The 11,151-nt window shown below is 67.1% G+C and carries 10 protein-coding genes and 1 other RNA gene; 6 read left to right on the top strand and 5 right to left on the bottom strand.

The annotated features are described in order from the left end of the window. Positions 1–31 precede the first annotated feature (31 nt). Positions 32–129, bottom strand: an RNA gene (gene ffs / locus J7528_RS05455) — signal recognition particle sRNA small type. 94 nt (positions 130–223) lie between these two features. Between ffs and nudC the strand changes: the two genes are divergently transcribed. Next, the gene (gene nudC, locus J7528_RS05450; protein ID WP_291871929.1) at positions 224–1,162 is read left to right on the top strand and encodes an NAD(+) diphosphatase; all 939 of its coding nucleotides are present in this window, start codon (positions 224–226) and stop codon (positions 1,160–1,162) included. 132 nt (positions 1,163–1,294) lie between these two features. Here nudC and J7528_RS05445 read toward each other — a convergent pair whose 3' ends face one another. Then, positions 1,295–2,749, bottom strand: a complete 1,455-nt coding sequence (locus J7528_RS05445) for an AMP nucleosidase (protein ID WP_291871928.1) — start codon at positions 2,747–2,749, stop codon at positions 1,295–1,297. A 309-nt stretch (positions 2,750–3,058) separates the two neighbouring features. Between J7528_RS05445 and J7528_RS05440 the strand changes: the two genes are divergently transcribed. Together J7528_RS05440 and J7528_RS05435 are read left to right on the top strand one after the other, a co-directional pair. After that, a complete protein-coding gene (locus J7528_RS05440; protein WP_291871927.1) occupies positions 3,059–4,318 on the top strand; it encodes a dicarboxylate/amino acid:cation symporter in 1,260 nt (419 codons plus the stop codon). Positions 4,319–4,468: 150 nt separating this feature from the next. After that, positions 4,469–4,894, top strand: a complete 426-nt coding sequence (locus J7528_RS05435) for a DUF6491 family protein (RefSeq protein ID WP_291871926.1) — start codon at positions 4,469–4,471, stop codon at positions 4,892–4,894. 19 nt (positions 4,895–4,913) lie between these two features. Here J7528_RS05435 and J7528_RS05430 read toward each other — a convergent pair whose 3' ends face one another. Together J7528_RS05430 and J7528_RS05425 are read right to left on the bottom strand one after the other, a co-directional pair. Further along, on the bottom strand, positions 4,914–5,786 hold the full coding sequence (locus J7528_RS05430; RefSeq protein ID WP_291871925.1) for a 2-dehydropantoate 2-reductase: 873 nt from the start codon (positions 5,784–5,786) through the stop codon (positions 4,914–4,916). 53 nt (positions 5,787–5,839) lie between these two features. Continuing rightward, a complete protein-coding gene (locus tag J7528_RS05425; RefSeq protein ID WP_291871924.1) occupies positions 5,840–6,532 on the bottom strand; it encodes a hypothetical protein in 693 nt (230 codons plus the stop codon). 114 nt (positions 6,533–6,646) lie between these two features. On the opposite strand from J7528_RS05425, the gene J7528_RS05420 reads away from it, so the two are divergent. Next, a complete protein-coding gene (locus J7528_RS05420) occupies positions 6,647–7,354 on the top strand; it encodes a hypothetical protein (protein ID WP_291871923.1) in 708 nt (235 codons plus the stop codon). A 73-nt stretch (positions 7,355–7,427) separates the two neighbouring features. Here the strand turns inward: J7528_RS05420 and J7528_RS05415 are convergent, their stop codons facing one another. Further along, positions 7,428–8,465: a ribonucleotide-diphosphate reductase subunit beta gene (locus J7528_RS05415; protein WP_291871922.1), complete on the bottom strand. Its 1,038-nt coding sequence runs from the start codon at positions 8,463–8,465 to the stop codon at positions 7,428–7,430. A gap of 141 nt (positions 8,466–8,606) precedes the next feature. On the opposite strand from J7528_RS05415, the gene J7528_RS05410 reads away from it, so the two are divergent. Together J7528_RS05410 and J7528_RS05405 are read left to right on the top strand one after the other, a co-directional pair. Next, a complete protein-coding gene (locus J7528_RS05410; RefSeq protein ID WP_291871921.1) occupies positions 8,607–9,278 on the top strand; it encodes a glutathione S-transferase family protein in 672 nt (223 codons plus the stop codon). Positions 9,279–10,088: 810 nt separating this feature from the next. Continuing rightward, positions 10,089–11,135, top strand: a complete 1,047-nt coding sequence (locus J7528_RS05405) for an aspartate-semialdehyde dehydrogenase (RefSeq protein WP_291871920.1) — start codon at positions 10,089–10,091, stop codon at positions 11,133–11,135. Positions 11,136–11,151 lie beyond the last annotated feature (16 nt).

Genomic DNA, 11,151 nt, shown 5'->3' with positions numbered 1-11,151 from the left:
GAGCGCATATCTGCTGACAGATTTTAGGGGAAGGTGGAGACCGGACAGCGACCCAGAGGTGATCTCGTTGTGGCTGCTGCCTCTCGGCCCTGACCAGGTTGGCGAGGCTTCCGTCCGCGCCGATCTCCGAGGCCTATATCGCGAGTCATTGCGACAGATGCAAGGCGAATGACGCATCTGCGACGTCGTGACGAGCGTTCGTACTCGCGCTAGAGGTTCGCTCATGCCTCTCTCGATCATCACCAACACCTTCGCCGGCAACCCGTTGAACCGCGACAGCGAGCGCCGCGGCGACGAGGCCTGGCTGGCCGAAAAGCTGGCCGACGCCGAATCCCTGGCCGTGGCGTTGTGGAACGGCAAGCCGCTGGTCGAGGACGTGCTGGGCGAGGACGGCCAGCCGACCGGGGTCCAGATCGCCTATCTGCGCGCGGACCTGGCCCAGGACCTGGCGGGCGGCAATGAGCGCCTGCTGTACATGGGCCTGTGGAAGGACATCGCGGTCTTCGCCGTCGACGTCGAAGGCAGCGCCGATCCGGCCGAGGGTCCGCTGAAGGGCTTGGGCCGTTTCGAAGAGCTGCGCGGCGCGGCCGCGACCATGCCGCCTGCCGACGCCGGCATCCTGGCCACCGCCAAGTCGATGTTCGAATGGCGCCGCCGCCACCGCTGGTGCAGCGCCTGCGGCCAGAAGACCGAGGTCAGCGACGGCGGCTGGAAGCGCATCTGCACGGCCTGCGAGACCGAACACTTCCCGCGCACCGACCCGGTGGCGATCATGCTGGCCCTGCACGAGGGCAAGTGCCTGCTGGGCCGTCAGGCGGCTTGGCCCAAGGGCATGTTCTCGGCCCTGGCCGGCTTCATCGAGCCCGGCGAGACGATCGAAGAGGCCTGCGCTCGCGAACTGCACGAAGAGGCGGGGCTGAAGGCGACCGCCGTGCGCTACCACTCCAGCCAGCCCTGGCCGTGGCCGGGCTCGCTGATGATGGGGCTGATGGCGGATGTCGAAACGGCCGACGCCGCGCCCGACCAGACCGAGCTGGAAGAGGTGCGCTGGTTTACGAAGGAAGAGGCCCAGCAGCTGATCAAGGGCGAGCTGGAGGGCGTGTTCGCGCCACCGCCGCTGGCCATTGCGCATCAGCTGATCAAGGCCTGGGCGGAAGAGTAGGAGCTACTGGCCCCCTCCGGGCCTTCGGCCCTCCTCCCCCGGAGGGGGAAGAAGGACGCACACCACCTTCCGCCCCCCTCCCGGGGGCGGACGACCTCGCGGAGCGAGGTCAGGTGGGGGCCAGTGCTGAGCTTACCGGAACGGCGGCTCGTCAAACGCCCGAAGCTTCCGCGAGTGCAAGTTCGGTCCCTCGGCGTGCAGCAGCTTGCACGCCAGGATCCCAATCTGCAGGTGCTGGCTGATGGCCCGCTCATAGAACGCGTTGGCCTGCCCCGGCAGCTTGATCTCGCCGTGCAGCGGCTTGTCCGACACGCACAGCAGCGTCCCGTACGGCACCCGGAAGCGATAGCCCTGGGCCGAGATGGTCGCGCTCTCCATGTCGATCGCCACGGCCCGGCTCTGGTTGAAGCGCAGGGCCGAGAGGCTGTGGCGCAATTCCCAGTTGCGGTCGTCGGTGGTGACGACGGTGCCGGTGCGCAGGCGCTTCTTCAACTGGTCGCCGCTGTCGCCGCTGATCGCCTTGGAGGCGTCGTAGAGCGCGCGCTGCACCTCGGCGATCGAGGGCACCGGGATCTCGGGCGGCAGCACGGCGTCCAGCACGTGGTCGTCGCGCAGATAGGCGTGGGCCAAGACGTAGTCGCCGATGGTCTGGGTGTCGCGCAGACCGCCGCAGTGGCCGATCATCAGCCAGGCCTGCGGACGCAGCACGGCCAGGTGGTCGCAGATCGTCTTGGCGTTCGAGGGGCCAACGCCGATGTTGACGAGCGTGACGCCCGAGCCGCCCGGCGCCATCAGGTGGTAGGCCGGCATCTGGTGCTTACGCCAGGTCGACTCCGCCACCGCCAGTTCCGGATTGGCCGTGTTGGCGGTGATGGTCAGGCCGCCCGCGCAGGACAGGGCCGTGTAGGGGCTGTCGGGCGCCTTCAGCTGCTCGATGCCCCAGCGGACGAACTCGTCGACATAACGATTGTAGTTCGTGAACAGGATGAACTGCTGCACGTCCTCGGCCGGGGCGCCGGTGTAGTGCTTCAGGCGCGCCAGCGAGAAGTCGGTGCGCAGGCCGTCGAACAGCGACAGCGGGCGCGTTTCCTCAAGGGCCGGGTTCCAGACCCCGTCGGCGATCTCGTCGCCGATGAAGGCCAGGTCCGTGGTCGGGAAGAAGCGGGCGATGTCCTCAGAGCGGACGTCGGCCTGGTTCAGGTCGATCGTCGCATCGAGCACGTAGGGATACGGGATCTCCTGGCGCGAGCGCTCGACCTCGATCTCGACCTCGAAGTCGTCCATCAGGAGGGTCAGCTGCTCGACCAGATAGTCCTTGAACTGGGCCGGCTTGGTGACCGTGGTGGAATAGACGCCGGGGCGGCTGACGCGGGCGTACGAGCGGGCCAGCTTGGGCGGCAGGGCCTCGGGATCGTAGGTCAGGCGCAGCTCGGGATAGGCGAACGTGCCGTCGAACCGCGCTTGCGGGTCGGGCCGTGTTCCATTGTCCAGATAGGCGCGGAGGGCGTCGCGGAGAGCGCCGACGGCGCGTTCGTATTCGTCATTGAGCCGTTCGACGACGGCGATTGCTTTTTCTTGGTTTGACATGGGTCCTTATAGCGGCGTTTTGCGACGTTGGCGAGACGCCGGCCCGGCCAAATGGGAATGATTTATTACTTATCGCAGGTGAGGAACCCGCGCGGGCTTCCGTCTTCAAGATGAGCCCATTTCTTCGGCGTGGCGCGTCGCAAGCCGCGTTCGACCACCTCTAGGGCATGGACGAACCCGCGTTCGTCGGCCACAAGGGCGGAAATGCTCAAGGAAGGAGCGGATGGCGGCGCGGGCGTTCTCGCGCGTCGTTCCTTTCGGAAACCAGAACACGCCGTCGACGCCCAATAGAGGCGCCAGGGGGACTGAATGAATAGACGCTTCGCGTTCATGATCGTCGGGGCCATGGTCCTGGGCGTCGCCACGGGCTGGGCCTGCAACCAGTTCCTGGACCCCGCGCAGGCCGCCGAGGCCTCCAAGTGGTTCAAGCTGGGCACGGACCTGTTCCTGCGCCTGATCAAGATGATCATCGCGCCGCTGGTCCTGACCACCCTGATCGCCGGCATCGCCCACATGGAAGACGCCGCCTCGGTCGGCCGCATCGGCGTCAAGACCATGGGCTGGTTCATCACCGCCTCGGCCGTGTCGCTGCTGCTGGGCCTGCTGATGGTGCACATCCTGCAGCCGGGCGCGGGCCTGGTCCTCACGGACGCCGCCTCGACGGCCGCCCCGCCGGCGGCTTCGACCGAAGGCTTCACCCTGCAGACCTTCATCGTCCACCTGGTGCCGACCTCGATCTTCGACGCCCTGGCCAAGAACGAGATTCTGCAGATCGTGGTGTTCAGCCTGTTCGTCGGCACGGCCGTCGCCTCGCTGGACAACAAGGCCCCGCAGATCATGGAGCTGGCCGAGCAAGGCGCCCAGATCATGCTGAAGGTCACCAGCTTCGTGATGAAGCTGGCCCCGCTGGCCATCTTCTGCGCCCTGGCCTCGTCGATCGCCACGCAAGGCATCTCGATGCTGGTGGTCTACGGCAAGTTCGTGCTGGGCTTCTACGCCACCATGGGCGTGCTGTGGGCGCTGCTGTTCGTCGCCGCCTTCCTGGTGATCGGCAAGCGCGTGTTCCCGCTGTTCGGCGTGATCCGCGACCCGGCCCTGCTGGCCTTCTCGACCGCCTCGTCCGAAGCCGCCTATCCGCGCATCCTGGACGGCCTGCCCAAGATCGGCGTGCGCCGCCGCATCGTCTCGTTCGTGCTGCCGCTGGGCTACTCGTTCAATCTCGACGGCTCGATGCTGTACTGCACGTTCGCCACCATGTTCATCCTGCAGGCGCACGGCGTGCACCTGTCGATCCAGCAGCAGATCTTCATGCTGGCCCTGCTGATGGTGACCTCCAAGGGCATCGCCGGCATCCCGCGCGCCTCGCTGGTGGTGATCATGGCCACCCTGACCCACTTCGGCATGCCCGACGCCTGGATCGCGCTGGTCCTCGGCGTCGACCACCTGCTGGACATGGGACGCAGCGCCACCAACGTCGTCGGCAACAGCGTCGCCGCCGCCGTGGTCGCCAAGTGGGAGGGCGAGCTGGACGACATCGTCCCCGACGAGGCTGAGCCAGCGAAAGCCTGAAACCCTTAGCCTGCAAGGCTTAGACGAAAGCCCGCTTCCTCCTCGGAAGCGGGCTTTTTCGTGTACAGTTTCAAATGTACAGTAAAAACTTGACTTCGCCCCGCCGAAGCCCAATCTGTTGATCAGAGGGACTTTTAGGACGACCACGCCATGAGCAAGCTCACCCACGTCACGCGCACCGCGCTGATCGGGCTCGCCATCGCCGCCGGCCTGGGCGCGACGGCCGCTTCTGCGGCTCAGGGCGACGCTCCGGCCAAGGCGGTCAAGCCGGCCCGCCAATGCTTCTATCTCTCGGACTGGCGCGGCTGGAGCGCCCCGGACAAGAACACCCTGTACCTCAAGGTTCGCAACCGCGACGTCTATCGGGTCGACCTGTCCTACGGCACCAACCAGCTGACCTGGCCGGGCAACCATCTGGTCTCGGTCGTGCGCGGCACTGACAGCGTCTGCGGCCCGCTGGACCTGGACCTGCGGGTCTCGGACGGCATGGGCTTCGCCATGCCCATCCGCGCCAAGACCATCACCAAGCTGACGCCGGAACAGATCCAGGCGATCCCCAAGAAGGACCGCCCGTAAGCGAGCACGGCCGCTTCCTCTAGGAGGCGGCCGCGTTCAGCAGCGCCACGATCATGGCGTTGGCGGGGGTTTCGATCCCGTGCGCCGCGCCCTTGCGGACGATGACGCCGTTGCGGGCGTCCAGCTCCATTGGCCGGCCCGCCGCCCGGTCGGCGTGCAGCGAGTTCATCGACGCCGAATCCTGACCCCGATAGCCGGCGATCACCTGGTCGGGCAGGTCGTCGGAAAGGTCCGCCCCCTCGACCCGGCCCACCGCCACGCACTCGCGCACCAGCGCCCGCATGACCTCGGCCGCGCCCTCGTCATGAGCCACGACGGCGGTCTTGAGCACCAGCGCGTTGACCGCGCCGGCGCAGTTCAGCGCCAGCTTCTTCCAGGCCTCGGTGGTGAAGTCTTCAACGACCTCGATCTGGATCGGCGTATGGGCGAACAGACTTGCGAAGCTCTCGCCAGCCGCGCCCGCCGGAACCTTGATCCAGCCATTGCGCCGCTGCAGCACCCGGCCGGGCGCCGAGCGTTCGGCGGGAATGTCGACCACCGCCGGGACCAGGTTCTGCGCCGCGACCTTGCCGGCGAACGGCACGGTGTGCTCGACGCCGTTGCGCAGGATCGCCACGCGGGTGTCCGGACCGACCAAGGCGCTCAGCCAGGCCATGGTGCTGTCGGTGTCGTAGGTCTTGGTCGCCACCAGCACCCAGTCGACCGCCGAGAGCCCTTCCGGCGACGTCGCCACGCGCGGGCTGGTCGTGATCGGCCCCTCGGGCGTCTCGACCGCCAGGGCCTTGAACGGCGTGCGCACGCAGACCGTCATGTCATGCGCCGGGTTCTGCGCCAGCCAGGCCGCCACCGTGCCGCCCACGGCTCCGGGGCCGATCACCGCGATGCTGGTCATGCTCAAGTTCTCCGACGGACTGGCCCCGTCCTAGACGAGCGCGCCCCACACTTCTAGCGCTTGCGGACGCTGGCTTCGGGCGTGATGAAGCTGCCCTGCAAGGGAATGGAGCACGGCGAGCGCCCAAGCTTTACCTCGCCCTGGCGGCCCTTCTGCTTTTTGCCCGTTCCGAACTGGATGGAGCAATTGAGGACGCGGAAATAGTCGCCATCCGGATTAGCCCCCATGGGCTTGGGGTCGCCATAGGTCTTGCCCGATGGCCCCGCCGCGACCACCGCGTCGTAATAGGCCCGCTTGCCCGGATCCATCGGCGCGTCATAGCTGGGCGCCCCCGGCGCCAGGCGACCCAGCTTTTCGGCGCAAGCTTCGCGCGCCTGCCGCGATGTCGCCCGCGTGCAGCTCGCGCTCGCTTGCAGGGCGGCGCGGAGGTTGACGCCGGGCGCCGGCGGGCTGGCCGGCGTGTGGACGGGCGCGACGCCGGCCAGCACAGGCGCGACCGCTTCAGTCGCCGCGATGGTCGGCGGGGTCGCGGCAACGCGATGCTCGGTCCGAGACGCCTCCGATCGAGCGCGCACAGGCTTCGGCGCGGAAGGCCGCATCAGCTTCACCGACATCAGCGACAGGTCCGGCCCGCTCACGAACAGGTTCGGCTGGGTCGGCCAGGCCAGCCACGCCAGCACCAGCGCATGCAGCGCCAACGAAAGCGCCGCGATGACCACCAGCCGTCGCCGTCGAAAGAGCCCCATCGCCCCGCCCCAACCTGAGGCTGCGATAGCGCCGTCCAGTTGTGTCCGAAGCGCGGCCTTAGCAAGGCGTTGGTCGGGCTTTGCGCGCCCCGTCATTCAGGGCACACTCGCCCCGTGAGAGGACGCATCCGCTTTCCCGGCAATCCCTGGCCCGACGGCCACCCGATCGCCGCCTTCACCCTGAGCGCGGCGCTGGACCCACGCCTTGGCGTGGGCCTGTTGCTGGACCTCAAGAGCGAGGCTTACGACGCCGAAGGGCCGGGCGTCGATGACGACAGCGGTGCGGACTGGACCTCGCCCGACGTGTGGCGAAACTTTCACGCCGCCACCCTGTCCAACACCCATTGGGGTTATGAGAACGACCAGCTGGCGCGGCTGGATCAGCCGCCGTTCCGGCGCTTCGCCCCCAAGGACCTGACCGGCCGGACATTCGCGCTCGATCCCGTCGACGCCTTGCCGCCGGACTGGTCGCCGGGCGATCAGCCGTTCCAGGTCTATCTGCTGGGCCACGACGCCGTCGCCGAGCACCACATCGCCATCACGCAAGGCTCGGCGCCGGGCCTGTTCGACATCGCCTGGCGCGGCCGCATCGCCCTGTTCTATGTCGGCGAGGAGGACTTCCGGCACAGGTTCGCGGCGGAGATCCACGACGTCCCGTTCAGCCATATCGAGCTCGACACCGCCCCCGAGATCGCCGTCCCGCGCCGCGAGGCCTCCGCCCGGGCGCTGCTCAAAAAGTTCGTCGCCGCCCCCGACGCCTGGCGCTTCGTCGCCGGAACGAGCCAGGGCGACAAGGACCGCTTCGTCCCCGCCCGCGCCTGAAACGACAAATGAAACGACGAAGGGCGGGACCTCGCGGCCCCGCCCCTCACCACGCCCCTCGTGAAAGGTTCGCCTATTCCGCCGGCGTCAGGTCCGTGCGCTTCTTCATCATCTCGTCGAAGCTGGTCCACACGCCCTCGGCGCCGTGCCACTGCCCCTTGGTCGCGGCCTTGGAGTACTCGGTCGCGCGGGCTTCGAAGAAGTTGGCGTGCTCGACGCCCGACAGCAGCGACTGCAGCCAAGGCAGCGGGTTTTCCTTCACGCCGTACACTTCCGGCAGCTGCAGTTGGCGCAGGCGCCAGTCGGCGATGAAGCGGATATAGGCCTTGATGTCGTCCGGGGTCATGCCCTGGATGTCGCCGGCCTCGAAGGCCAGGTCGATGAATTTATCTTCCAGGCCGACCACGTGCTTGCAGCAGTCGACGATGTCGTCGGCCACCGACTTGGTCACCGCGTTCGTTTCCTTGTTGAACGCGTGGTACAGCTTGATGATGCCGTCGCAGTGCAGGCTCTCGTCGCGGATCGACCACGAGACGATCTGGCCCATGCCCTTCATCTTGTTGAAGCGCGGGAAGTTCATCAGCATCGCGAACGAGGCGAACAGCTGCAGGCCCTCGGTGAAGCCCCCGAACATGGCCAGCGTGCGGCAGATGTCGGCATTGGTCTCGACGCCGAAGGTCTGCATGTAGTCATGCTTGTCCTTCATGGCCTCGTATTCCATGAACGCCGAGAACTCGGTCTCGGGCATGCCGATGGTCTCGAGCAGCAGGGCGTAGGCCGCGATATGGATCGTCTCCATGTTCGCGAACGAGGCCAGCATCATCTTCACTTCGGTCGGTTTGAACACCCGACCGTAGCGCTCCATGTAGTTGTCCTGCACCTCGACGTCGGACTGCGTGAAGAAGCGGAAGATCTGCGTCAGCAGGTTCCGTTCCTTGTCGTTCAACTTGACGGCCCAGTCCTTGAGGTCCTCGCCCAGCGGCACCTCTTCCGGCATCCAGTGGACCTGCTGCTGCTTCTTCCAGAAGTCGTAGGCCCACGGATAGCGGAACGGCTTGTAGCCGCCCGAGGGGGTCATCAGGCCGGGCAGGATGAGCGAGGAAGCGGACATGGCGAACCCTGGGCGCGAGAATCGTGGAGGAGCGATAAGGTGCTTTCACCCTACCAAACCCGCCGCGTTCATCTAGTGGCTCCAGTGTCGCAGCCACACAAGATGTTGTGAGTGTCGGTGGATAACTCGCGGAGCTTGACCATGGCGACCTATCGAATTTTCAGCGCCCTGGGCTCCGGCGGCGTGCCCGTCGAGGCCGCTATGTCCTTGATCGGCCTGCCCTACGAGATCATCGAGGCCCCCACCTGGGAAGGCGAAGCCGAGCAGGCCAAGGTCGCCGCGGTCAACCCGCTGAAGCAGATCCCGGCCCTGGTCACGCCGGACGGCGAGACGATCACCGAGAGCGCGGCGATCCTGATCTGGCTGGCGGACCGGTTTCCGGAGGCGAAGCTAGGCCCGGCGATCGACGACTCTACGCGGGCTCAGTTCCTGCGCTGGATGACCTTCATCCCGGCCTCGATCTATTCGCTGTTCTGGGTGCGGGACGACCCGTCACGCCTGGGCGGTCCGGACGCGGAGGTCGGCGCGCGGATCAAGGCCGCGACGGCGGAGCGCATCCTGGACTGCTGGGCGATGATGGAGAGCCAGCTGACGCCGGGGCGCTACCTGCTGGGCGATGAGCTGACGGTGCTGGACCTCTACGTCACGGTGGTGAGCCGTTGGGGGCCACGCCGGGTGCGGTTCTACGAGGCCGCGCCGAGGATGGCGGAGGTGGTCAGACGCGTCGACGCGGATCCGAGGCTCGCCGAGTTCTGGCCGAAGCGGTTCCCGTTCTTCGAGGGCTGGGAGCGGTTGGGACAGCAGGCCTCTTAGAACCCTCTCTCATAGAGAGAGGGAGGGGCCCGCCGCCGTAGGCGGTGGGAGGGTGAGAGGTTTCACCTCAACCGGCAAATACCCAAGCCCCCAAATTCTCAGACCTCCAAATGCCCAAATGCCCAAATGCCCAAATGCCCAAATGGCGCGCTGGAAGCAGCGAACGATTGCAACTGTTAAGACCGGTCAGGGCCGGTCCTGCCCCCTCGTAACCTCTCACCCTCCCACCGCTACGCGGTGGGCCCCTCCCTCTCTCTATGAGAGAGGGTTTTGGTGGTTGCCATCCGACCTCCCCAGGTCAGGTGCGATCCTTAAATCTCTTGAAGGCTGCAGCCCTGCGACCGTCTCGCCGTGAGATGTAAGGAGGGCTCCTTCTTGGGGGAGAAGGACTTCCGACCAACTCCTCCGTTCATCCCCGCGAAAGCGGGGACCCAAGCGGCGCTTCGGCGTCGGTGCGGCTGGGGGTTCACTGCCCCCGTCAGCTTGGGTCCCCGCTTTCGCGGGGATGAGCGTATTGGGTTAGGGCGAAGCATAATTTGCCCCGAGGCCCGCGCCATTTCGCCCTCGCCGCATCATTCTTCCCCTCAAGCCCTTTACCCAGCCCAGCTTCGCCGCTAGAAGCACCCTCGATGCAAATCGCCGCGACTAAAATTATTACCCGCAAAACGACCCGCTTCGGTGGGGCGGCGGGTATGCGCGCGATTTAAGCGGCATCCTCGATCCAGCCCCGCCGATGGCGCGGGGCGGCTCTCTCTCGACGAGATCTGACAGCTCCCCGCGCTCCTAGATACTTTCAGGAGACGCCTTCCCATGAGCTTCAAGTTTTCCCGATCCAATCCGCCGCGCGTCGGCGTCGTCGGCGCCACCGGCCTGGTGGGCGGCATGATGCGCGAGCTGCTGGCCGAGCGGGACTTCCCGGTCGCAAGCTTGCGCCTATTCGCCTCGGCGCGCTCGGCCGGGACCAAGATCGACTTCCGCGGCCAAGAAGTGGTCGTCGAGGACGCCTCGACGGCCGACTTCGCCGGCCTGGACATCGTGTTCTTCTCGGCCGGCGGCGGCACCTCGCGCGAGCTGGCTCCGAAGGCTGCCGCGGCCGGGGCCGTGGTGATCGACAACAGCTCGGCCTGGCGCTCTGACCCGCAGGTCCCGCTGGTGGTGGCCGAGGTCAATCCGCATGCGCTGAACGACATCCCCAAGGGCATCGTCGCCAACCCCAACTGCACCACCATGGCCGCCATGCCGGTGCTCAAGCCCCTGCACGAGAAGGCGGGCCTGAAGCGCCTGACCGTCAGCACCTACCAAGCCGCCTCGGGCGGCGGGGTCGAGGGCATCCAGGTGCTGTCCGAGCAGCTGCGCGCCGGCGCGGCGGGCGACCTGGACGGCCTGGCGATGTCGCCGGACGCCGCGCCGCTGCCGGAAGCCCGCAAGTGGGCCGTGCCGCTGGCCTATAACGTGGTGCCGCTGAACTACGTGCTGGGCGAGGACGGCTATACCGAGGAAGAGCTGAAGCTGCGCGACGAGAGCCGCAAGATCCTGGAGCTGCCGGGTCTGCCGGTCTCGGGCACCTGCGTGCGCGTGCCGGTCTTCACCGGCCACTCGCTGTCGATCAACGCCGAGTTCGAGCGCTCGCTGTCGGTGGCCGAGGCGACGCAGCTGCTGGGCGCCGCGCCCGGCGTGGTGGTCGAGGCCGTGCCGAACCCGCTGGCCGCCACCGGCCAGGACCCGGTCTTCGTCGGCCGCATCCGCCCGGATCCGACCGTGGAGCACGGCCTCGCTTTGTTCGTGGTCGGCGACAACCTGCGCAAGGGCGCGGCGCTGAATGCGGTGCAGATCGCCGAAGTGATGCTGGACGCGTAGGGCCCACGAGGGGCGG

The organism is Caulobacter sp., assembly GCF_017744445.1.
In the GTDB taxonomy this organism is placed as follows: Bacteria; Pseudomonadota; Alphaproteobacteria; order Caulobacterales; family Caulobacteraceae; genus Caulobacter.
This window is presented reverse-complemented; position numbering and strand designations above follow the sequence as displayed.